The sequence below is a fragment of the Actinocorallia aurea genome, assembly GCF_054783995.1.
Genome location: NZ_BAAGPQ010000023.1, coordinates 145578 through 168594 on the forward strand (window position 1 = coordinate 145578; position 23017 = coordinate 168594).

The 23017-nt window shown below is 72.0% G+C and carries 17 protein-coding genes; 8 read left to right on the forward strand and 9 right to left on the reverse strand.

All coding sequences use genetic code 11. The annotated features are described in order from the left end of the window. The first annotated feature begins 145 nt into the window (after window positions 1–145). Window positions 146–967, forward strand: coding sequence for an SRPBCC domain-containing protein (locus ACYVOM_RS26955; protein WP_460306308.1), 822 nt, complete (start codon window positions 146–148; stop codon window positions 965–967). Here ACYVOM_RS26955 and ACYVOM_RS26960 read toward each other — a convergent pair whose 3' ends face one another. The 4 genes from ACYVOM_RS26960 to ACYVOM_RS26975 all read right to left on the reverse strand — a co-directional run bounded on the left by ACYVOM_RS26960 (window position 968) and on the right by ACYVOM_RS26975 (window position 10124). Further along, window positions 968–4324 carry a bifunctional glycosyltransferase/CDP-glycerol:glycerophosphate glycerophosphotransferase gene (locus ACYVOM_RS26960; RefSeq protein ID WP_460306309.1) on the reverse strand — a complete coding sequence of 1119 codons (3357 nt, stop codon included), beginning with the start codon at window positions 4322–4324 and terminating at the stop codon, window positions 968–970. It abuts the gene before it with no gap. Beyond that, window positions 4321–7470 (reverse strand): bifunctional glycosyltransferase/CDP-glycerol:glycerophosphate glycerophosphotransferase, encoded by a 3150-nt coding sequence (locus ACYVOM_RS26965; RefSeq protein WP_460306310.1) that lies wholly within the window; start codon window positions 7468–7470, stop codon window positions 4321–4323. Before ACYVOM_RS26965 ends, ACYVOM_RS26960 begins: the two co-directional genes overlap by 4 nt. Before the next feature lies 1 nt (window position 7471). After that, window positions 7472–9052, reverse strand: a complete 1581-nt coding sequence (locus ACYVOM_RS26970) for a CDP-glycerol glycerophosphotransferase family protein (RefSeq protein ID WP_460306311.1) — start codon at window positions 9050–9052, stop codon at window positions 7472–7474. Window positions 9053–9230: 178 nt separating this feature from the next. Beyond that, window positions 9231–10124: a LysR substrate-binding domain-containing protein gene (locus tag ACYVOM_RS26975; RefSeq protein WP_460306312.1), complete on the reverse strand. Its 894-nt coding sequence runs from the start codon at window positions 10122–10124 to the stop codon at window positions 9231–9233. Between the two features lie 127 nt (window positions 10125–10251). Between ACYVOM_RS26975 and ACYVOM_RS26980 the strand changes: the two genes are divergently transcribed. Beyond that, a complete protein-coding gene (locus tag ACYVOM_RS26980; protein ID WP_460306313.1) occupies window positions 10252–10806 on the forward strand; it encodes a peroxiredoxin in 555 nt (184 codons plus the stop codon). A gap of 2 nt (window positions 10807–10808) precedes the next feature. Continuing rightward, window positions 10809–11345, forward strand: a complete 537-nt coding sequence (locus ACYVOM_RS26985) for a carboxymuconolactone decarboxylase family protein (protein ID WP_460306314.1) — start codon at window positions 10809–10811, stop codon at window positions 11343–11345. A 102-nt stretch (window positions 11346–11447) separates the two neighbouring features. Here ACYVOM_RS26985 and ACYVOM_RS26990 read toward each other — a convergent pair whose 3' ends face one another. Next, entirely contained in the window at window positions 11448–11975 is a 528-nt protein-coding gene (locus ACYVOM_RS26990) for a hypothetical protein (RefSeq protein WP_460306315.1), read from the reverse strand. Here ACYVOM_RS26990 and ACYVOM_RS26995 point away from each other — a divergent pair. Further along, the gene (locus ACYVOM_RS26995; RefSeq protein WP_460306316.1) at window positions 11974–12240 is read left to right on the forward strand and encodes a hypothetical protein; all 267 of its coding nucleotides are present in this window, start codon (window positions 11974–11976) and stop codon (window positions 12238–12240) included. The two genes, ACYVOM_RS26990 and ACYVOM_RS26995, sit on opposite strands and share 2 nt — an antisense overlap. 63 nt (window positions 12241–12303) lie before the next feature. After that, complete coding sequence (locus ACYVOM_RS27000; RefSeq protein WP_460306317.1) at window positions 12304–12990, forward strand: DedA family protein; 687 nt, start codon at window positions 12304–12306, stop codon at window positions 12988–12990. Between the two features lie 93 nt (window positions 12991–13083). On the opposite strand, the gene ACYVOM_RS27005 is transcribed toward ACYVOM_RS27000, so the two are convergent. Continuing rightward, window positions 13084–14082, reverse strand: a complete 999-nt coding sequence (locus ACYVOM_RS27005) for a zinc metalloprotease (protein ID WP_460306318.1) — start codon at window positions 14080–14082, stop codon at window positions 13084–13086. Between the two features lie 205 nt (window positions 14083–14287). Here ACYVOM_RS27005 and guaA point away from each other — a divergent pair, with 205 nt between their 5' ends. After that, on the forward strand, window positions 14288–15847 hold the full coding sequence (gene guaA, locus ACYVOM_RS27010) for a glutamine-hydrolyzing GMP synthase (protein ID WP_460306319.1): 1560 nt from the start codon (window positions 14288–14290) through the stop codon (window positions 15845–15847). On the opposite strand, the gene ACYVOM_RS27015 is transcribed toward guaA, so the two are convergent. Next, on the reverse strand, window positions 15831–16424 hold the full coding sequence (locus ACYVOM_RS27015) for a TetR/AcrR family transcriptional regulator (RefSeq protein ID WP_460306320.1): 594 nt from the start codon (window positions 16422–16424) through the stop codon (window positions 15831–15833). The two genes, guaA and ACYVOM_RS27015, sit on opposite strands and share 17 nt — an antisense overlap. 184 nt (window positions 16425–16608) lie before the next feature. Between ACYVOM_RS27015 and ACYVOM_RS27020 the strand changes: the two genes are divergently transcribed. Next, a complete protein-coding gene (locus ACYVOM_RS27020) occupies window positions 16609–18171 on the forward strand; it encodes a succinic semialdehyde dehydrogenase (RefSeq protein WP_460306321.1) in 1563 nt (520 codons plus the stop codon). Window positions 18172–18184: 13 nt separating this feature from the next. Continuing rightward, on the forward strand, window positions 18185–19915 hold the full coding sequence (locus ACYVOM_RS27025; protein WP_460306322.1) for a GMC oxidoreductase: 1731 nt from the start codon (window positions 18185–18187) through the stop codon (window positions 19913–19915). Here ACYVOM_RS27025 and glpD read toward each other — a convergent pair. Both glpD and ACYVOM_RS27035 read right to left on the reverse strand, forming a co-directional pair. Next, window positions 19912–21636, reverse strand: coding sequence for a glycerol-3-phosphate dehydrogenase (gene glpD / locus ACYVOM_RS27030; RefSeq protein WP_460306323.1), 1725 nt, complete (start codon window positions 21634–21636; stop codon window positions 19912–19914). The genes ACYVOM_RS27025 and glpD overlap by 4 nt on opposite strands. Window positions 21637–21891: 255 nt before the next feature. Next, window positions 21892–23010, reverse strand: coding sequence for a GuaB3 family IMP dehydrogenase-related protein (locus tag ACYVOM_RS27035; RefSeq protein WP_460306324.1), 1119 nt, complete (start codon window positions 23008–23010; stop codon window positions 21892–21894). Window positions 23011–23017 lie beyond the last annotated feature (7 nt).

A 23017-nucleotide genomic window follows, 5' to 3' on the forward strand; every position in this document is an offset into this window, starting at 1 on the left:
CGGCAACTGTACCCGGCATCGCGCCCCGCGTCATGCGATCCGGCCCACACCCCGCCGTGGCGGGGGCGGCCCCTGTGGCAGCCGATGCCCGCGCGTCGTAGGGTTTCGCGGGCGAGTACGGTTCGTGCGCAAGCAGGGAGGCCCCATGGAGTTCGCCACCGAGTTCGCGCTCGCCGCCGACGCCGACACCGCCTGGCAGGCCCTCCTCGACGTCCGGCGTGTGGCCCCGCTGATGCCCGGCGTCGTCCTGGAGTCCACCTCCGACGCCGAGCACCACGGCAGGGCGAAGATCAAGTTCGGCGCGACGACGATCACCTACAAGGGCACGGCCCGCACCGCGGTCGTCGACGACCTCACCCGCACCGCCATCCTTGAGGCGTCCGCCCGCGAGGCCCGCGGCCCGGGCACCGCCGAGGCGGTCTTCCAGGCCACCGTCCTGCCCTCCCCGTCGGGCTGCCGCGTCCTGCTCCACATCCGCGCCTCCTTCACCGGCCGCGCCGCCTCCCTCCCCGACCCCGTCATCCGCGACGCCGCCACCAAACTCCTCACCCGCTTCGCCACCGCCCTCTCCGCCACCCTCACCACCCCCGCCCCCACCCCCGCCCCCGAGGCGACCGACGAGCCCTCCGGCGCCGCGACCGCGCCCTGCACAGTGCCTGAGGCCCCTGAGGCCGTCGAGGCTCTTGGGATACCTGAGGTTGATAAGGCTTCTGAGGCTGTAGAGGTTGAGCAGGCCCCTGTGGTCTCCGAAACCTTCGAGGTGGAGGTCGCTGAGCCCGTCGGCGCTGAGCCCGTCGGCGCTGAGCCCGTGGGCGCTGTGCACGGAACGGGGCTCGGGGGGGCGGGCGGGCCCGGCGCGGGCGGGGGGCGGACGGGCGGCGGGTTGCGGCGGGTGCTGCCCGTGGTGGCGATGGTGCTGGCGGTGCTCGTGGCGGTGCGGGTCGTGGCGCGGCGGCGGGCGGGCTGATCAGCCGTCGAGGAGGCGGTCGACGGCGGCGCGGGCCGCGGTGCCGTTCTCTGCGGCGGTGAAGCGGGCCGCGAAGGCGCGGAGCGCGTCGCCGTGGGCGGCGGCCACCTCGTCCAGCGCGCGCAGCGCGTCGACCAGCTCCGACGGGCCCTGCACGACGGGGCCGGGAACCGTCTCCTCGTAAGGCAGCAGGAAGCCCGGGCTCCTGCTCTGCGTGTTCAGGTCGTACGGGTGGAAGACCATGGGACGGCCGGTGATCGCGAAGTCGAACATGGCCGAGGAGTAGTCGGTCACCAGCACATCCGCGACCAGGAAGAGATCGGCCAGGTCCGGATACCAGGTGACGTCGCGGACGAACTCGTCGCCGCGCAGGCCGGTGCCGCCCGTCCCGGGGTGCGCCCGGACCAGCAGCACATGGTCCCTGCCGAGTCTGGCCCGCGCCTCTTCGAGGTCGAGCCGCAGGTCGAAGCGGGCGATCGAGCCCGAGGACTTCCCGCTCCGGCGCGCGGGCGCGTAGAGCACGACCCGGCGGCCCTCCGGCAGCCCCAGCAGCCCGCGGACGTGCGCGGCCCGCACCCCCGCGTCGGGCGCGAACAGCACGTCGTTGGCGGGCGAGCCGGCCTCCAGGATCTCCCCCGTGTGCCCGAGGCCCGCCCGCAGCAGCTCGGACGCCGCGGGCCCGGACGACATCAGTACGTCGGCCTCCGGTGCCGCGGGTCGGCGGCCGGTGTCGGCGGGACGGCACAGCGGCGTGCCGGGCCCGGTCCGCAGCCAGGTCCTGCCCTCCCCGGGCCGGTGCCAGGGCTGCGGCGCCGCGTCGGTGACGACGTACCGCGCGCGGGCGAGCAGCCGGTAGGCCTCCCGGGTCCCGGTCCCCACGGTCCTGGCGCCCTCGGGCGCGGTGAACCTGTGGTCGGAGCCGAGCCAGACGAGGTCGAGGCCGGTGCCGCGGCCGCGCAGCTCCTCGAACACCGCGCGCGGCCCGCCCGCGCAGGTCGTCCCGCGCCCGCTCAGGAACACCGCCGCGTCGAGCACCGGCTCCGTCAGGTACCTGGGGTAATCGACCTCGCGAAGGATCCGCTGGGCGTACGCGCCGCGTTCGTCGACGGCGAGGGCGCGGGAGGCGTGCAGCCGGAACCCTTCGCCGTAGGTGGGCCGGTAGACGCGCCCGCCGGTGCGCAGTTCCGGCGGCAGCACGGGCAGCAGCCGCCGTTCCAGCATGACGGGGCGCTCGGCGTCCGGGCCTCCGGCGAGCAGCTCCCAGGTGCCGCCCGCGAGCGGCGCGGGCCCGAACGGGCCGGGCATCGCGGACGGGTCGAGCGCGATCCGGAACATGTTCCCGCTCCAGCGCGCGGTGAGCCGGTGCCTGTCGTGTCCGCGGCGCAGGACGACCTCGGCGGGTTCGGCGGCGCCGGGCGAGCGCTCCCCGGTGAGCACCAGCGCGCCGTGCTCCCAGCGCAGGTCGGTGACGGTCAGCCCGGCGGGCCTGACGACGACGGCGGCGGCCCCGTACCGGGTCCTGGTGACGGCGAGTTCGGTGCCCCCGTCGGCCCAGCGGACCTCCGCGACGGACGGCTCGACGAGCGGCGTGATCTTCTGGTCGTCGGCGGCGATCCGCAGCTCCCACTGCCCGCCGCCCGACAACGCCTCGGTGCGCGAGGCGGTGAATTTGGCCAGCGGCACCTCGGCGGTGAAGATCTGCCCTTCGCGGCGCATCGGGAACGCGATCCGCCGCGTCCCCGACGTGGCGATGAGCGCCGCCTCGCCTTTCGCGGCGACCCAGCCCCGGATCGTCAGCAGCCCATCGGGCGCGACGGACAGGGAAGTCACGAGGGACCGTACGCGCCGCACCCGGACGAACAGCCCTTCGTCGTCGTACATGGCCTGCGCCCGGAACCCGACCCCTACGTTGAGGTACGGCGTCCAGGAGGCGCGTCCCGCGGCGGGCCGGTTGAGCGGCGCGGTCCGCTTGAGCCCGCCGGACGACAGCTCCAGCAGGATCCGCCAGTCGCCGCGCGGCAGCACCGGGATCTCCAGGACGAACCCGGACTCGTCGTGGCTGACGGCCGACTGCCGCGACTCCACGGTGGCCTCCGGCGCGAGCACCCTGCGCAGCGCGCACCGGTGCCGTTTGCCCGTCTTGCCGTCGACGGCCCAGGCCCGCATCCTGTCGTCGGGCTTTGTCTCGATCCTGTCGATATGGGCGTATCCCGCGATGTGCAGGACGTCGCCCTCCCACCAGACGTCCTTGACGCGCGTGGTGAGCTCCAGCTCGGACGTCACGTCGTAGACGTCGTCGGGGACCGCCACGCCGGTGTCGCGCAGGAAGGGGTAGTCGGCGAGCCAGCGCCGCCGCAGCCTCCCGTAGGGCCGGACGGGCGCGGAGCCGGCCTCGGACTCGAATCTGAGCACCTGGCCGAGTTCGGGGAGCAGCCCGCGGCCGAGCAGGTGGTTGCGCAGCCGCGCGAAGGCGGGCAGGTCGCGTCCGGCCGCCTCGTCGAGACCGCCGACGAACTCCCGGATGAGGGCGGCGGCCTGGGCGTCGCCGGACGCGTCGATCGCCCAGGCGAGTTTCGGGAGGTCGAACTCCAGGGTGAACCTGTCGAAGGCGGGCAGCGCGGCGGCGGCCTCCTCGGCGATCACGGCGCGCATCTCGCGCAGCACGGAGAGCCGGTCCCAGGCGTTGTCGGGCTCCCCGGACCGCTGGGTGATCGAGGCCTCGCCCGCGTCGCGGACCCGCCACAGGTAGACGGGCCCGCTCAGCACGTCGACGCTGCGGGCGCGGACGTGGGAGCGCAGCGCGACGGGGATGTCCTCGTACAGCCCGGAGGGGAAGACGAGCCCGGTGCGGTCCCAGAAGGCGCGGCGCCAGACCTTGTTCCACACGATCCGGTCGGCCACGAGGTCGGGGAAGCGGCTGATGTGGGTGGCGAGCCTGTCGTCGGCGAACGCCGCCCTGTGCAGTTCGGAGTGCCGGACGCCGCGTCTGCCGAACCTGCGCAGCCCGCCGGACGCGAGGTCGGAGCCCGTCCGGTCGAGGGAGCCGATGAGGCTGGTGTAGGCGTCGCGGTGAACGAGGTCGTCGCCGTCGACGAAGGCGAGGAGTTCGCCGCGCGCTTGGGAGACGCCGAAGTTGCGGGCCGGTCCGGGTCCCTGGTTCTCCTGATGGAGCAGGATGAACCGCCGGTCCCGCTCGGTGTAGGACTTGGCGATCAGCGCGCCGGCGTCGGTGGAACCGTCGTCGACCATGATCACTTCGAGATCGGTGAAGGTCTGGGCGGCCAGCGAGTCGAGACACGCGGGCAGGTAGCGCTCTACGTTGTAGATCGGGACGATGACGCTCAGCCGGGGACTCATCGGACCTTCCTCTTGCGCTTCTTGCGGGGCACACCGAAGACGCGGTCGTCGCGGGCCCGGTCGAAAACACGGCCGAGGACCCGCATCGAGGCGAGCCCGTCGTCCAGGGGGCAGAACCGGGCCGCGAACCCGGCGCTGGAGCCGGACGGCTCGCGCAGCGCCGCGGCGAGGTCGTCGAGGTCGTCGATCACGGGCCCGGGGCCCTCGACGACGACGTCGAAGTACTCGCGATGCCCGCCGGGCCGGTGGCAGTACACGGGGCGGCCGGTGACGGAGAAGTCGAACATCAGCGCGGACACCCCCGTGACGAGCACGTCGGCGGCCAGGCACAGGTCGGTCGGGTCGTGGTCGGCGGCGGCGAGGAACACCGTGTCGGACCCGACCCTCGCGCGAAGGGCCGCCACGTCGAGCGCGCGGTCGTGCAGCACCACTTGGGCTCCGGAAGGCAGACCCAGCCTTGCCCTCGCCGCCTTGGACGCCTCGGTGAGGTCGAGCGCCGCGAGCGCGTCGTTGCGCGGGTACCCCGACTCCACGATCGGCCCGTCGTACTCGAAGGCGCCGCGGAGGATCTGGGTGCTGTAGGCGTTCGGCGAGACCAAGTGGTCCCACTGCGCGACGTCGGCGGCGATCCGCTCCTGCCGGGCGGCCTCGGCGAAGCCGCGCGGCTCGCGCGGGTCGAACCCGACGCCGGCCAGGGGCGCCCCGTGCCAGGTCTGAAGGTAGACCTGGCCCTCCCGCTTGCGGAACCACTCGGGCAGCAGCCCGTCGCTGACCACCCACCGGGACGTCGCCAGGGCCGCGTAGTGCTCGGCGCTGTCCCGGACGACGCAGTCGGCCCCGTCGGGGACGGCGAAGGAGGCGTCCCGGGAGACCCACAGGAGGTCGAGGTCGGGGCGGCGCATCTGGAGCGCTTCGTAGATGGCGCGCGGGCTTCCGGAGCACCGGGTGCCCTCGCCCGCCTCGAACACCACCCGGTCGAACAGCGGCCGGGTGCGCAGGCGCGGGTAGTGCTGCTCGGCGAGCCTGCGCTGGTGGAAGCCGCCGCGCTCCTCGTCGCGCAGGCCGGGCCGGATCCGCAGCCGCAGGCCGTCCGCCGCGGTCGCGCGCAGGTCGTATTCGGCCCTGCCGCAGCGGCGGGGCCCCGGCAGCCGCCCGGAGGCAACCCGGTCGATCGTGGCGGGGGCGCCCTCGACGTCGACGACGTCCCACTCGCCGCCCCGGATCGGGACGAGTTCGGCGTAGCGGAAGGGCACGTCGCCGTCGGCGTCGCAGGGCAGGGCGCGCAGCTCGCCGGTGCCGGTGTGCCGCAGCCACAGTCCCGCGCCGAGGTCGCCGGACAGCAGGACTCCTGCCGCGCCCTCGGGCTCGGCGCGCAGGATCCGCGGCCCGGCGGGGCGGCGCGCGAGCGCGAGCAGGCCGTCGTCGTCGCGGTGCAGCACCAGGCCGCAGGACGCGACCGGCGGGAGGTCGCCCGCGGTCAGCGGGGCCGCGCCGAGCGTCAGAGGCAGAGCGCCGGCTTCGGCGGCGGCGCTCAAGGCGTCGAGGGGAAGGCGGGCGCGGAAGCCGTCCTCGCCGGTGAGCTCCAAAGGCACCTCGGCCGATCCGGCGCGCAGGGGGAAGTCCTCGTCGGGGGACCAGCCGGTGAGGACGAGTTCGCCGTCTTCGACCGCGCACCCGGTGACGAGCGCGCGCAGCGGCCTGACGCGCAGCGCGAAGGTCCCGGCGCACACCGGCTGCGCCCACAGCCCCGTCCCTACCCGGACGCCCGCCGGGTGGGCGCGGCGCTGGTCGGCGGCGCCGGCGACGAACGCGGTCCGCCGCACGCCGCGGTGCGCGAAGACCGCCTCAAGCCGCCACTCCCCCTCGCCGAGCCGGGACGCGTCGACGATCGCCACGAACCCGCCGCCCCGGTAGGCGGCCGAGGCCTGGGCGGACCTCGCGGTGAGGTCGGGCCGGTCCGCGCGCTGGAAGTCGACCGGCACGCGCCGCCTGCCCCCGCGCTCCACGAGGGTCAGCCGCAGGTCGCCGTCGCCGGTGCCGGGCAGGTCGAGCAGCTCCACGTAGGCGTGGCCGGTGATCCGCAGCAGGGAGCCGTGGACGTGCTCCACCTCGTCGACCCCGGTTTCGAAGGTCATCTCCCGGGACGCGCACAGCAGTTCCTGCGGGACCCGGTGGTCGAACAGCTGCGGGTAGTGGTGGTACCAGGTCCGCCAGAGGATGCCGCGCTGGATCACGCCCGCGCGGGTGCCCCACGCCTGCTCGTACCGGCTCACTTCGAGGAAATCCTCGAGCAGGCCCTCGGCCGTCAGGTGGCAGCGCATCCGGTGCACGACGGGGCCCTCGTGGAACAGGTCCCGCGAGACGGTGGCCAGGTAGGCGTGCGCCGCCGAGAACAGCTCCTCGCGGCCCTCCTCGACCTGCGCGATGGTGTGCAGCACGCCGGTCATCTCCGCGATGACGACGCCGCGGTCGAACTCGACGCGCTGCTTGGGCGCGTGCGCGGCGAGGTGGGCCGACGCCTCGGCCAGCGCCCCGACCAGCGCGATCGGGTCCACCTCGACGGGCGCGGGATGGGCGTGGACGAGGTCGGGGACCACGTCCGTCCGCCCGGCGACGACCTGCGCGGCCACCCCCAGGCGCAGCCCCGCCTCCGGCCCGTCGCGGAAGGACAGCCCATGGCGGTCCCAGAACGAGCGGCGGAAGACCTTCGCGCCGAGCGTCCGGTGGTGCAGCAGCAGAGGCTCGCCCTTCAGGCCCAGCTCCATACGGGGCCCCGTGAACAGCCCGTCCGGGTAGCGCACCCCTGCGGACCTGCCTATCGCCAGGTCGGAGCCGGTCCGCTCCAGGGAGGCGACGAGCGGGCCCGGGAAGAGGAAGTCGCCGGGTTCGGCGAAAGCCAGGTAGCAGCCTGTGGCGTGGCGTACGCCGACGTTGCGCGCGTCCTCCCCCGTCTCGCCCCTGACGAGAGCGAACCGCTCGTCCGTGGCCGCGTACTCCTTGGCCACCGTGTCCGCGCCGTCGAGGGAGCCCGCGTCGACCATCACCACGCGCAGCCCGGTCCCGTGCGTCCCGGCCAGCGCCTCCAGGGTGTCGGCGAGCCCGCCCGCGGCGGTGAACGCGACGACCACGCTCAGCACCGGAGGCATGTCACATCCCCTTGAAGACGTGCTCGATCACGCGGCCGGACGCGCCCCCGTCGTCGAACGGGCAGAACTCGGCGCGGAAGGCCTCGACGGCGTCGCCCGCCTCGATCCCGGCGCGCAGCGCGGCCACGACGTCCCCGGACGTGCGCAGGAGGGGGCCCGGGGACTTCTCCTCGAGGTCGAGGTAGAGGCCGCGGATCTCGTCGCGGTAGCGGTCGAGGTCGGGGGCGAACACCACGACGGGACGTCCGGTGCCCGCGAAGTCGACCATCGTCGAGGAGTAGTCGGTCACCAGGACGTCCGCGGCCAGCAGCAGGTCCGCGGCGTCGGGGTAGGCCGTCACGTCGCGCACGAAGCCGTCCGGGCGGGGCCAGCCCGCGCCCTTGACGGCGTTGCGGTGGGCGCGGACGAGCAGGACGTGGTCGCCGTCCAAGGCGCGGCGGGCGTCGGCGACGTCGAGGGCGAGGTCCTGCGGCATCCCGGAGAAGCGCAGGTCGTCGCGCCACGTGGGGGCGTACAGGACGACCTTCTTGTCTTCGGGAAGCCCTAGGCGGGCCCGTACGGCGGCGGCCTTGGCGTCCTTGTCCGGGCCGTGCAGCACGTCGTTGCGCGGGTAGCCGATCTCCAGGACCTCCCCTTCGTAGCCGTAGGCGCGGCGCAGGATCGGCGTCGCGTACTGGCTCGGGGAGACGAGGTAGTCCCACTGTGGCGTGTCCCCGCGGATGTGGGCGAAGGCCGCCTCCCGCCGGTCGGCCATCGCCTCGATGTCGAAGCCGAGGTGCTTGACCGGGGTGCCGTGCCAGGTCTGAAGGTAGGTCTGGCCCTCGCGCTTGCGGAACCACCGCGGCATCCGCACGTTCCCGACCACGTACCTGGCCCGGGCCATCACCTCGTAGTGGGCGCGGGAGCCCGCCAGCACGACCTCCGCGCCGGGCGGCGCGGCGAACTGGCCGTCGGCGCTGATCCAGACGAGGTCGAGGCCGAGGTCGCGGCGGAGCAACTCGTCGTGGATGGCCCGGGGGTTGCACGACGCGGCCCTGCCGCTCATCGAGTCGAAGACCACGAGGTCGACGAGCGGCAGCGCCCTGCGCCCCGCGTAGTGCCCGGACTGGAGGCGCTCCTGCGCGCGCGGGCCCCGCTCGTCGGGAGCGTGGTTCGGGGCGACCGACAGCACGAGCCGGGTGCCGCGCGCGATCGGCGTGAACACGTGGAGGCCGTCGACCCGCTTGTCCGGCACGCGCCTGCCCGTCCAGTGGGCGTCGCGCAGCTCCCATTCGCCGCTGGCCAGGGGGATCTCCTCGCCGAAGGACAGGATGCGCGTGCAAGGCACCCGCACGCCTTCGGCGGTCCCCGCGACGGTCACCTCGCGTCCGGTCCTGTGGTGCCGCAGGACGAGGCCCTGCGGCACGTGGGCGCCGGTCAGCAGGAGGTCGCCTTCGTCCGTCCAAGCGGCGCCCTCGATCCGGAACCCCGCGCGGCCCTGTTCCCTGAGCCGGACCAGGGCCCGCCGAACAGGGGCCGGCACATGCGAGGTCGACCAGCGCACAAGCTTCAGGACGGGCACAGGCACCTCACTCAACGACATGATCAACTCACCGAAAGTAACAACACGATGGCCGACCCGCCACCGTGAGCGACCGGGGCACAGGCGTGGCCATGACGCTCAGCATGGTCACATTGCGCACCCGGTGCTCACGTTGAGTGAGTAGATGGCGGTCCCTTGACGCAATCTTGAGGTTGCGCCCGCCTCTTGATCCGCCCGGTCAGGCGGCTATGTGGACTTTCCAATCCTTGTCCCGCACCGCGCGCCGCATCGTGGCGGCGAGCAGGCCGAACTCCTCGGCGCGCGGGGACGTCGCCCGGTGGATGAGCCCGATGCGCCGGAAGGGCGCGGGCGCGGCGAAGCGGTGCAGCGCCATGCCGGACCTTCCGGACTCCACGGACACCGCAGACTCGGGCAGCAGGGTCACCCCGAGCCCGCCGGACACGAGCTGGACCAGGGTGGAAAGGCTCGTGGCGTAGGTGGCCGCGGCGGCCTTCGCGCCGACCTCCCGGCACACCTCGAGCGCCTGGTCGCGCAGGCAGTGCCCTTCGTTGAGCAGCAGCACGTCGAGGTCGCCCAGCACGTCGCGCTCGACCGGCTCGGCCACTTCGAGGGCGCGCGGCGCGGCCAGGACGAAGTCCTCGCGGTAGAGCTCGTGCTCGACGATCCCGGGAACGGTCACGGGAAGGGCGAGCATTACCACGTCGAGGCGGCCGGCGAGCAGTTCTGTGACGCAGATCGCCGTCTGCTCTTCCCGCACGGAAAGCTCAATGTCGGGAAAATCACTATGGAGCGCGGGCAGGAGCGTCGGTAGCAAATAGGGAGCGACCGTAGGAATAACCCCAAGTCGCAATGGTCCGGCCAAAGGTCCCTTGTCGGCCGCGACCTCTTCTGCCATGCGGTCGAGTTCGGCGAGTACGATCGCCGCCCGGCGCGCCACGATCTCACCCGCGGGGGTCAGCAGCACCTTGCGTGTGGTGCGTTCCACAAGCCTGGTGGCCAGGGCGTCCTCGAGCGCGGCCACCGCTGCCGACAGGGCGGGCTGGCTCATACGGAGCGCCGCGGCAGCGTCACGGAAGTGGAGATGGTCCGCGACGGCCAGGAACGCCCTCAATTGGGCGATCGTCGGACGGCTGATAGCCAACTCCTATCAAGAACAGTCTGTTCTCTCGATTTCTCACATGACGATACCTGCGGGAAGCTGGAGGCCGTCACCGACCCCATTCCACCTTGGAGGGCCCATGCTCAGCATTGGCGACCAGTTCCCGGCCTACTCTCTGACGGCCTGCGTCTCCCTCGACGCGGACAACGCCTTCGAGACCATCACCGAGAAGTCCTACGAGGGCAAGTGGCGCGTGGTGTTCTTCTGGCCGAAGGACTTCACCTTCGTCTGTCCGACCGAGATCGCCGAGTTCGGCCGTCTCAACGAGGAGTTCGCCGACCGCGACGCCCAGATCCTCGGCGCGTCCGTCGACAACGAGTTCGTGCACTACAACTGGCGCAAGAACCACCCCGACCTGACCGACCTGCCCTTCCCGATGCTGTCGGACCTGAACCGCGAGCTCGCCTCCGAGCTGGGCATCCTCACCAAGGACGGCGTCGCGCAGCGCGCCACCTTCCTCGTGGACCCCGAGGGCGAGATCCAGTTCGTCATGGTGACCGCGGGCTCCGTCGGCCGGAACGTCAAGGAGGTCCTGCGGGTCCTCGACGCCCTCCAGTCGGACGAGCTGTGCCCCTGCAACTGGAACAAGGGCGAGAACACCCTTGACGCCGGCAAGCTGCTCGCGGGCGCCTGAGCATGGGCATCGACGACCTGAAGTCCGCCCTCCCGGCGTACGCCAAGGACATCAAGCTCAACCTGGGTTCGGTGACGACCACGTCCCAGCTGTCGGAGCAGCAGCTGTGGGGCACGGTCCTGTCCTGCGCCCTGGCCACCAAGAGCGCGCGCGTCATCGCCGCGGTCTCGGCCGAGGCGGGCGACTACCTCACCGCCGAGGCGTTCGAGGCGGCCAAGGGCGCCGCCGCGATCATGGCGATGAACAACATCTACTACCGGGCCACGCACCTCATCGGTGACGAGACCTACGCGACCCTCCCGGCGAAGCTGCGCATGAGCATCATCGCCAAGCCGGGCGTCGACAAGGTCGACTTCGAGCTGTGGTGCCTGGCGGTCTCGGCGATCAACGGCTGCGGCCGCTGCCTGGAGTCCCACGAGAAGGTGCTGCGCGACGGCGGCCTGTCCCGTGAGCTCATCCAGGAGGCGCTCCGCATCGCCGCCGTGGTGAACGCCACGGCCGCCGTGCTGGAGTCGGAGTCCGCCCTGACGGCGGTCTGACCGGTTCTCTGTCCGACCGGCCTTCGAAGGGCCCCGCCGCACGCGTGCGGCGGGGCCCTTCGCGCGTCCGGTGACGCGAAACGGCGGACGGCGCCGGGAGCCTCATCGATCCCGGTGCCGTCCGCCGTTCCGATGCTTCAGGGGACGAGCACGCATGCTCGCGCCCGCCGGGTACCCGCCGGGCACGACGACGGCCGCCGCGCCGAGCAGCCGGCAGGCCGCCGCCGAGGCGAGCCCGACGGGCCCCGCCCCCGCGACGTAGACGGTCGAGCCCGGCCCGACCCCTGCCGAGCGGGCGGCGTGGTAGCCCGTCGGCAGGATGTCGCCGATCATCGCGACGTCGAGCAGCCGCTCCCGCGCCTGGTCGGCGTCGGGGAAGACGTACAGGTTGAAGTCCGCGTAGGGCACGAGCGAGTACTCCGCCTGGAAGCCCGCCCAGCCGCCGAACGCCTCGCCCATCCCGTAGGTGGCGCCCGGACGCGCCGGGTTGGGGCCCTCGCAGTGCCCGGTGAGGCCCGCCCGGCTCGTGGCCGAGGACCATGCCGGGCGCCGCCCCCGGGTGGTGCAGGGTGTGCAGGTCGGAGCCGCACAGGTTCGGGAAGGCGCCGCGCGGGCGAGACTCCCGTACATGGAGACCATACGGGAGACCGCCGAGCGGATCACCGCGGACCTCGCCGCGCTCGGCGACCCCGACCTGTGGATCCGCCGCACCGCCCTGCTCGCGCACATCCCCCGTGCCAGGGCGGGCACCGCCGACCTCCCGCGCATCTCCGCCTACACCGGCGAAACCGCACGCCCGGCGCGCTTCGGCCACTATCGTGTGGGTCAAACCACGCGAAACGGACGAAGATCCTTACGTTGTCCTGAAGTCCCACTTCCCAGCATGGAAGGATGACCGGGGCGGCGGGCAGCCCGCCCGGTCCGTTACACGGTCCCCCGAACCCTAGGAGTCCCGCGCATGCACCTGTCGATCCTCGCCGCTCAGGCCGCCCAGACGGACGCCCCGGCGGACGGCATCGCGGGCTGGGCCACCGACCTCATCCAGACCCTGGGCGGTCCCGGCGCGGGCCTCCTCATCGCCCTGGAGAACCTCTTCCCGCCGCTGCCCAGCGAGGTGATCCTGCCGCTCACCGGGTTCACCGCGGGCCAGGGCAAGCTCTCCCTCGTCGGGGCCCTGTTCTGGACCACGCTCGGCGCGGTCGTCGGCGCGGCGGTGCTCTACTGGATCGGCCGGGTCATCGGCCGCGAGCGCATGTACTGGATCTGGGAGCGGATGCCGCTCGTCAAGGTCTCGGACCTGGAGAAGACCGAGGCCTGGTTCGCCAAGCACGGCACCAAGGCGGTCTTCTTCGGCAGGATGGTCCCGATCTTCCGGAGCCTGATCTCCGTCCCGGCGGGCGTCGAGAAGATGCCGATGCCGGTGTTCCTGCTGCTGACGGCCTGCGGCAGCCTCATCTGGAACTCGATCCTGGTCCTCGCGGGCTACTGGCTCGGCGACCAGTGGCACATCGTCGAGACCTACGTCGGCGTCCTGTCCAAGGTCGTCCTGGTGATCGCGGTCATCGCCGTCGCCGTCTACGTCGTCATCCGCTTCCGCGGCCGCCGCGGCAACGGCGCGCCCACCGCCAAGCACCGCGCCTCCTGACAGCGCGCCCCACAGACGCGAACGCCCGGGTCCCCTCAAGGGGGCCCGGGCGTTTCCGTCATCCGCGGCGGCTGGAAGCGGCCGCGGCGGACGCTAGTTCTTCTTCTTGGCGGCGCGGTACTTCGTCCACAGGGCGCGGACGCGGTCGTTCTGGCCCGCGGTGAACTCGGTCATGCAGCCGTCGTTGCCGTAGTCCATGTAGTTGTGGATCGGGTCGAGGCCCTCGGCCGGGCAGGTGTCCGGGATGGCGTCGTCAGCCGGGCAGCCGCCGGTGGGCACGCCCTGGTCGGGCGTGTCGGCCACGCGGTCGCCGGCCACGCAGCCGTCCTGGTCGGGGTAATTGCGGCCGAAGGTGTGGTAGAGGCCCATCCAGTGGCCGACCTCGTGCACCGCGGTGTCGCCGAGGTTGTAGCCCTCGAACGCGCCGCCCGGCAGCGACTTGAAGTGCACGACGGTGCCGTCGAGCTTCGGCGACTTCTTGGCCTCCCACGGGAACGTCGCCCAGCCGAGGAGCTGGTCGCCGAGGTCCGCGCTGTAGAGGTTCAGGGAGGCCTTGCCGCCCTTGTGCAGCTTCTTCTTCATGGCCTTCTGGTTCGCGTACGCGTTCTTGAACCAGGCCTTCTTGTTGGTGTAGTCGATCTTCTTCAGGAAGAAGTTGACCTTCAGGCTCTGACCGCCCTCGCCGCCCTTGTAGGCGTTGTCCAGGACGTCGATCTGCTTGTTGATCGTCTTCTTCGAGATCTTGCCCTGCTTCCCGTTGTGGATCACGTGGAAGTAGACGGGGATGTGGATCCACTTGGTCTCGGCGCGGCCGTTGGCCGACCGGGTCAGCAGGTTCTGCTTCGTCAGCTCGAACTGGATCGCGGCCTCGACCTTGGGGTCGACGTGGCTCTCCGGCTCCACGACCTTCGAGCCGTTGACGACTCGGGCGACGCTCGCGTCTTCGGTGTGGCCGAGGTCCGCCCCATAGCAGTCCGCGGCCGCGACGACGGGCGCGGGCGCGGCCAGCGCGGTGCTGGTCGCGAGCTGCGGGATGGAGGCGGTCGCCGCGACGGTCACGCCGAGTACGACGAGCTTCCCTACGCTCTTCACTTGGCTCCTCGGGGGGTCGAGATCGGGGGTTGGATCAGGGGGGATGCAAATCTACAAGACAGGCCCGACACAATGCCGTGATTACCGACATAGGTCGAACCCGACCAGTCCCGTCGCCCGCACCCTGCTCATCCGCCTTCGGCGTTCACCCAGCATGCGGGGCAACTAGACTGAGTTGACTCCTCACCAGCGCGAAAGGTTCTCCGTGTCCGTCACCGAACAGTCGTTCGACACTGTTCTCGTCGTCGACTTCGGCGCGCAGTACGCGCAGCTGATCGCCCGTCGCGTCCGCGAATGCCAGGTCTACAGCGAGATCGTCCCGTCGACCATGCCGGTCAGTGAGATGCTGGCGAAGCGGCCCAAGGCGATCATCCTGTCCGGCGGCCCGTCCTCGGTGTACGAACCTGGCGCGCCCGCCGCGCCGGAAGGCCTGTTCGAGGCCGGCGTGCCCGTCTTCGGCATCTGCTACGGCTTCCAGGTGATGGCCCAGACGCTGGGCGGCATCGTCGAGCGCACCGACGTGGCCGAGTACGGCCGCACCGACCTCGACGTCATCGAGGGCGGCGCCCTGCTCGCCGGGCTGCCCGCCGCGCAGAAGGTCTGGATGTCGCACGGGACCTACGCCTCCCAGGCGCCCGAGGGCTTCATCGTCACCGCCTCCACCGAGGTCACCCCGATCGCCGCGTTCGAGAACCCCGAGGCGGGCTTCTACGGCGTCCAGTTCCACCCCGAGGTCCTGCACACCGAGCACGGCCAGACCGTCATGCGGCGCTTCCTTGAACTCGCGGGCGTCCGGCCGAACTGGACGATGGTCAACATCGCCGAGGAGTCGATCGAGGCGATCCGCAAGCAGGTCGGCGACAGGCGCGCGATCTGCGGCCTGTCCGGCGGCGTCGACTCCGCGGTCGCCGCGGCCCTGGTGCAGCGCGCCATCGGCGACAAGCTCACCTGCGTCTACGTCGACCACGGCCTGATGCGCAAGGGCGAGTCCGAGCAGGTGGAGAAGGACTTCGTCGCCTCCACCGGCGTCGACCTGCGCGTCGTGGACGCCGAGGAGCGCTTCCTCACCGCGCTCGCGGGCGTCAGCGACCCCGAGGAGAAGCGCAAGATCATCGGACGCGAGTTCATCCGCGTCTTCGAGGCCGCGGCCCGGGAGATCTCCGCCGAGGGCGACGTGGAGTTCCTGGTCCAGGGCACGCTCTACCCGGACGTCGTGGAGTCCGGCGGCGGCACCGGCACCGCCAACATCAAGTCCCACCACAACGTCGGCGGCCTGCCCGACGATCTGCGGTTCGGCCTGATCGAGCCGCTGCGCGCCCTGTTCAAGGACGAGGTCCGGGCGCTGGGCGAGCAGCTCGGCCTGCCCGCCGAGATCGTCTGGCGCCAGCCGTTCCCCGGCCCCGGCCTGGGCATCCGGATCATCGGCGAGGTCACCCGCGAGCGGCTGGACCTCCTGCGCGAGGCCGACGCGATCGCCCGCGAGGAGCTGACCCGCGCCGGGCTCGACCGCGACGTGTGGCAGTTCCCGGTCGTGCTGCTGGCCGACGTCCGCTCGGTCGGCGTCCAGGGCGACGGCCGCACCTACGGGCACCCCGTGGTGCTCCGCCCGGTCAGCAGCGAGGACGCGATGACCGCCGACTGGTCGCGGCTGCCGTACGAGCTGCTGGAGCGGATCTCCACCCGGATCACCAACGAGGTCCGCGAGGTGAACCGGGTGGTGCTGGACGTCACCAGCAAGCCCCCGGGCACTATCGAGTGGGAGTAGGCCCGAGCACCAGCTCCATGCCGCTGCGGTAGACCTCGGCCGACACCCGGTCGGGGTCGAGCAGGTGCTGGAGCGCCAGGCCCATCTCCATGGCCATGGCCAGGGTCGCGCGGCGCGCGGCCTCCGCCTCGTGCTCTTCGCCGGGTCCGGTTCCGCCGGACCCGGCTTCGGCGTCTGCGGGGGCGATCCTGCGGGCGATCTCCCGGCGCTGCGACTCGGCCCACTCCGCCAGCCGCCAGCCGGCCGCGCAGTCGCGCATCCCGTAGAGCCAGAACTCCACGAGGAGCTGGGCGAGCAGGCGGTCCTCGTCGGAGGCGTCCAGCCACCTGCCGTGCAGCCGGGGCGCGCTGGTGACGCACTGGTCGAGGAGGGCGAGCACGAGTTCCGGCTTGCCCGAGAAGTTGGAGTAGACGGCCCCCTTGGTGAGGCCCGCGGTGTGGGCGACGTCGTCGAGGGCGGCCCCGTGGATGCCGCGTTCGGCGAACAGCCTCTGCGCCGCGTCGAGCAGTGCCTTGCGCGTCTGCTCCCGCCGGTCCGGCCGGCCCTTCCGCGCCTTCTGCCCCACCGCACCTGTCATCGCCGCTCCTCCCCAGAAGTCTCACCTTCGAGATACACCGGGAGACCTTGGTCGTTCCAGGCTTTACTGATGTGGAGCGATCCAAAGCGCCAGGAACATGTGATCTGACCACACATGACCGCTCGGGCATTGTTAGTTACTTGCGGGTATCCAAAGCTGGCCACACGGTCATATGCTGACGGCCATGGCAACCCAGACGGCTTCCCCGAGCCCCCTGTCCGACGCGGCCATCGCCAAGATCACCGCTCTGGTGACCTCGGACGGGGGCAGCACCGTCATCAACGCGCCCTTCACCGGCGACCCCCTCGCGGTGATCCCCACCTCGTCGGCCAAGGACGTGGAGACCGCCTACGCCAAGGCCCGCGCGGCCCAGCGCGCCTGGGCGGGCCTCAGCCCCGCCGAGCGGGCCAAGCCCGTGCTCCGCTTCGTCGACGCCTTCCTCGCCCGGCGCGACGAGATCCTCGACATCCTCCAGTGGGAGACCGGCAAGGCGCGGCGGCACGCCTTCGAGGAGTTCCTCGACGTCGCCCTCGGCTCCCTGTACTACGCGCGCAAGGCGCCGAAGCTGCTGGCCGCCAAGCGCCGCCAGGGCGCCTTCCCGCTCATGGTGAAGACCCGGGAGCTGCGCCAGCCCAAGGGCGTCGTCGGGATGATCACCCCCTGGAACTACCCGATCAGCATGGGCGTCGGCGACACCGTCCCTGCCCTGCTCGCGGGCAACGCCGTCGTGCACAAGCCGGACACCCAGACCGCGCTCAGCGTGCTGTGGTGCGTGAACCTGATGATCGAGTGCGGGCTGCCCAAGGACCTCTGGCAGGTCGTCGCGGGCGACCCCGCCGAGATCGGCGACCCGCTCATCGGCTCCGCCGACTACATCGCCTTCACCGGCTCCACCCGGGCCGGCCGCCAGATCGCGGAGAAGGCCGCGCCCCGGCTCATCGGCTACTCCCTGGAGCTCGGCGGCAAGAACCCGATGATCGTCCTGGAGGACGCCGACCTGCAGCGGGCCGCCCGCGGCGCCGTCCGGGCCTGCTTCTCCAACGCCGGGCAGCTCTGCATCTCCATCGAGCGGCTCCTGGTGCACGAGAAGGTCTTCGACGCCTTCCTCGCCGCGTTCAAGGCCGAGACCGAGGCCATGAAGCTCGGCTCCGCCCTCGACTTCGACGCCCAGATGGGCTCGCTCACGCACCGGCGGCAGCTCGACACCGTCTCCGCGCACGTCGCCCAGGCCGTCGAGGCCGGCGCGACCGTCGTCGCGGGCGGCAAGGCGCGGCCCGACCTCGGCCCGCTGTTCTACGAGCCGACGATCCTCACCGACGTCACCACCGAGATGGACCTCTGCGCGGGCGAGACCTTCGGGCCCGTCGTCGCCGTCTACCGGTTCGCGACCGAGGACGAGGCGGTCGCCCGCGCCAACGACACCTCCTACGGCCTGAACGCCTCGGTGTGGACCCGCGACCTCGCCCGGGGCCGCAGGGTCGGCGCGCGCCTCCAGGCCGGGACCGTCAACGTCAACGAGGGCTACGGGGCCGCCATGGCCTCCCACGACGCGCCGATGGGCGGCATGAAGCAGTCCGGCGTCGGCCGCCGCCACGGTTCGGAGGGCCTGCTCAAGTACACCGAGGCCCAGACCGTCGCCTCCCAGCAGTTCATGGAGCTCGACGCCCCCGCCGGCGTCCCCTACGCCAAGTACGCCGACCTCCTCACCGGCGCCATCAAGACCCTCAAGCGGTTCCACCTGAAGTAGAGAGGCCCCCCGCATGGACAACCGCTCATCCTCGGACTACGACGTTCTGGTGATCGGCTCGGGCTTCGGGGGGAGCGTCACCGCCCTGCGGCTCACCGAGAAGGGCTACCGCGTCGGCGTGGTCGAGGCGGGCCGCCGCTACGACACGCGCGGCGACGGCACCGGGGACAGGCCGCTGCCGAAGACGTCCTGGCGGCTCGGCTCCTACGTGTGGGCGCCGCCGCTCGGGCTCACCGGCATCCAGCGCATCCACCTCGTGCGCGGCACCAAGGGCAGCATGGTCACCGTGCTGGCCGGGGCCGGGGTCGGCGGCGGGTCGCTGAACTACGCCAACACCCTGTACGTCCCGCCCGCGCCGTTCTTCAACGACGCCCAGTGGGGCCACATCACCGACTGGCAGGACGAGCTCGCCCCGTTCTACGACCAGGCCCAGCGAATGCTCGGCGTGGTCCAGAACCCGGCGATGACGCCCGCCGACAAGGTGATGAAGAAGGTCGCCGACAAGATGGGCAAGGGCGACACCTTCCGGCTCACCCCCGTCGGCGTGTTCTTCGGCAAGCACGGCGGCTCCCGTGAGGCCGACCCGTACTTCGGCGGCGAAGGACCCGAGCGCGTCGGCTGCACCCAGTGCGGCGAGTGCATGTCCGGGTGCCGGCACGGCGCGAAGAACATGCTCACGGAGAACTACCTGTACCTCGCCGAGAAGGGCGGCGCCCGCATCATGCCGCTCTCCCGGGTGACGGACGTGCGCCCGGTCGAAGGCGGCTACGCCGTCGAGATCACGCGCACCGGCACCCCCTTGCGAAACCGGAAGACGCTGACGGCCCGGCAGGTCGTGTTCGCCGCGGGGACGTACGGCACCCAGAAGCTCCTGCACAGGCTCAAGGCGTCGTCCCTGCCGGAGATCTCCGACCGGCTCGGCGTCCTCACCCGCACCAACTCCGAGGCCATCCTCGGCGCGGAGCGCTACCAGCACGAAGGCGAGGACTTCTCCAAGGGCGTCGCCATCACCTCGTCCTTCCACCCGGACGAGCGGACCCACATCGAACCCGTCAGGTACGGGCACGGCTCGAACCTCATGGGCATGGTCAGGTCCCTGCTCATCGACGGCGGCGGCGCGCCCCGGTGGCTGAAGTTCCTCGGCGAGGTGGCCCGCAGGCCGTGGGACCTCGTCCGGCTGTTCAACCTGCGGCACTGGTCGGAGCGGACCGTCATCGCCCTGGTCATGCAGACCAGCGACAACTCCATCACCGTGAAGGGCCGCAGGGGCCTGTTCGGCTGGGGCGTGCGGGCCGAGCCCGGCCACGGCGAGCCGAACCCGACCTGGATCCCCGTCGGCCACGAGGCGGTGCGGCTGATGGCCGAGGAGACCGGCGGCCTGCCCGGCGGCAACTGGGGCGACCTGTTCGACATCCCGCTCACCGCCCACTTCATCGGCGGCTGCGTCATCGGCGACTCCCCCGAGACGGGCGTCATCGACCCCTACCACCGCGTCTACGGCCACCCCGGCCTGCACATCGTGGACGGCTCCACGATCTCGGCCAACCTGGGCGTCAACCCGTCGCTGACGATCACCGCGCAGGCCGAGCGGGCCATGTCGCTGTGGCCGAACAAGGGCGAGGCCGACATCCGGCCCGACCTCGCCGCCCCGTACAGGCGGCTCACGCCCATCGCGCCGAAGAACCCGCTGGTCCCTGCGAGCGCCCCGGCCGCCTACCGCCTGCCCATCGTGGGGATCTCCTAGCCCGCCGCGGTGGGCACGATCTCCGGCGCGCCCCGGAGCAGGGCGTCGGCCTCCTGGTCGTCCTCGGACGACTGGGAGGCCCGCTCCGCCTCGATGCCCGTCCGGTAGTACTCGATCTCCCGGCCGGACTGCTCGGGCGTCCAGCCGAGCACGGGCGCGACGAGCTCCGCGGTCTCTTCGGCCGCCCCGAGGCCCCGGTCCCAGGTCTCGAACGAGATCCGGGTGCGCCGCGACAGGATGTCGTTGAGGTGCCGGGCGCCCTCGTGCGAGGCGGCGTAGACGACCTCGGCGCGCAGGTAGTCGTCGGCCCCGGTGAGCGGCCTGCCGAGGTCGGGCCGGTCGGCGATCAGCGCGAGGAGGTCGTCGATGAGGGTGCCGTAGCGGCGCAGCAGGTGCTCGATCCGCGCCACGTGCAGCCCCGAGGTGGTCGCCAGCCGGTACCGGGAGTTCCACAGTGCCTGGAAGCCCGCCCCGCCCACGAGGGTGACCCTGTCCGTGCAGGAGGCCGCGATCCTGCCGTCGAGGCCGTGCACGACGGCGTCCACGGCGTCCTTGGCCATCACCCGGTAGGTCGTGTACTTGCCTCCCGCGATCATCACCAGGCCGGGGACGGGATGGGCGACGACATGCTCGCGCGACAGCTTCGACGTCTCGTCGGACTCGCCGGAAAGGAGCGGCCTGAGCCCCGCGTAGACGCCCTCGACGTCGTCATGGGTGAGCGGGACCGTCAGGAAGGCGTTGACGTGGTCGAGCAGGTAGTCGATGTCGGCCTTCGACGCCGCCGGGTGGGCCTTGTCGAGCGCCCACGTGGTGTCCGTCGTGCCGATGATCCAGTGCCGCCCCCACGGGATGACGAACAGCACCGACTTCTCCGTGCGCAGGATGATCCCCGACGCGCTGTGGATCCGGTCGCGCGGCACCACGAGGTGGATGCCCTTCGACGCCCGGACGTGGATCTGGCCGCGTCCGCCGACCAGATCCTGGATGTCGTCGGTCCACACCCCTGTGGCGTTCACCACCTGCTTGGCGCGGACCTCCAGCTTGTCGCCCGACTCCAGGTCCCGCACCCGCACCCCGGTGACCCGCTCGCCCTCCCGCAGGAACCCCACGCACTGGGTCCGGGAGGCGATCTGCGCGCCGTACCCCGCGGCCGTGCGCAGGACCATCATCACGTACCGGGCGTCGTCGACCTGAGCGTCCCAGTACTGGACGGCGCCGGTGAACGACGACCGCTTCAGCGAGGGTGCGACCCGCTGCGCCTGCCTGCGGCTCAGGTGCCGGTGCGCCGGGACGCCCCGGGTGGCGCCCATCGAGAAGGACAGCGCGTCGTACAGCGCCACCCCCGCCCCGACGTAGGCCCGCTCCCACACGTGGTGCGTCATCGGGAACAGGAACGGCACCGGGCGGACGAGGTGCGGCGCGATCCGCTGGAGCAGGAGGCCCCGCTCGGTGAGCGCCTCGCGCACGAGGTCGAAGTTGTACTGCTCCAGGTACCGCAGCCCGCCGTGGATCAGCTTGGAGGACCGCGACGACGTCCCGGAAGCGAAGTCCCGCGCCTCCACGAGCGCCACCTTGAGCCCGCGGGTGACCGCGTCGAGCGCCACGCCCGCGCCGACGATCCCGCCGCCGACCACCACGACGTCGAACTCCTCGGCCGCCATCCGGCCCAGGGCGTGCTCGCGCTCCCCGGGTCCCATCTTCGACGCGCCCAGACCGCCCATGACGACTCCCCCGCCCCTCGGCTTCGCGTTGTCCGTTCCCACGCTACGGGCCGCCGCAACCTCGCCGACAGCACCCGGCCCCAAGAATTACTCACCGGTAACAGACCACTCTGATCTGTTGTCACGCCTTCGTCGCTCCGGTGTTCGGGCGCTTAAGAACCTCAGGCCCGGCTCGGGCGCCTGGGGGCGCCCGAGCCGGGCCTGAGGGCGCCCGAACACAGGGTGAGAGGGGCTCTTGGCACGCGAGACGTGCCGTTACTGGGGGGTGACCACGACCTGGACCCGCTGGAAGTCCTTCACCTCGGTGTAGCCGGAGGTGGCCATCGCCCGCTTGAGCGCCCCGATGAGGTTCATCGAGCCGTCCGCGACGTGCGACGGGCCGAACAGGATCTGCTCCAGCGTCCCGATCGTGCCGAGGTCCAGGCGGGTGCCGCGCGGCACGTCGCTGTGGTGGGCCTCGCTGCCCCAGTGGTAGCCGCGGCCGGGCGCCTCGGTGGCGCGGGCGATCGGCGAGCCGACCATGACCGCGTCCGCGCCGCACGCGACGGCCTTGGCGATGTCGCCGGAGGAGCGCATGCCGCCGTCGGCGATGACGTGCACGTACCGGCCGCCGGACTCGTCGAGGTAGTCCTTGCGGGCCGCCGCGACGTCCGCGACCGCCGTGGCCATCGGCACCGCCACGCCCAGCACGCCGCGCGTGGTGTGCGCCGAACCGCCGCCGAAGCCGACGAGGACGCCCGCCGCGCCGGTGCGCATCAGGTGCAGCGCCGCCTGGTAGGTCGCGCAGCCGCCGACGATGACGGGCACGTCGAGCTCGTAGATGAACTGCTTGAGGTTCAGCGGCTCGGCCCTGCCGGACACGTGCTCGGCCGAGACCGTCGTGCCGCGGATGACGAAGAGGTCGACGCCCGCGTCCACCACGGCCTTCGACAGCTTCGCCGTGCGCTGCGGAGACAGCGACGCCGCCACGGTGACGCCCGCGTCACGGATCTCGGCGATCCGCTGCCCGATCAGCTCCTCCTTGATCGGCGCGCTGTAGACCTCCTGGAGCCGGCGGGTGGCCCGCGCCTCGTCCAGTGAGGCGATCTCCGCGAGCAGCGGGTCGGGGTTCTCATACCGGGTCCACAGACCCTCCAGGTCGAGCACGCCCACGCCGCCGAACCTGCCGATCGCGATCGCGGTCGCGGGGCTGACGACGGAGTCCATCGGCGCGACCAGCAGCGGGATCTCGAACCGGTAGGCGTCGATCTGCCAGGCGACGCCGACCTCCTCGGGGTCGCGCGTCCGACGGGACGGGACGATGCCGATCTCGTCGAAGCCGTAAGCCCGGCGCCCGCTCTTGCCGCGCCCGATCTCCACCTCAGCAGCCACCATCTAGCCC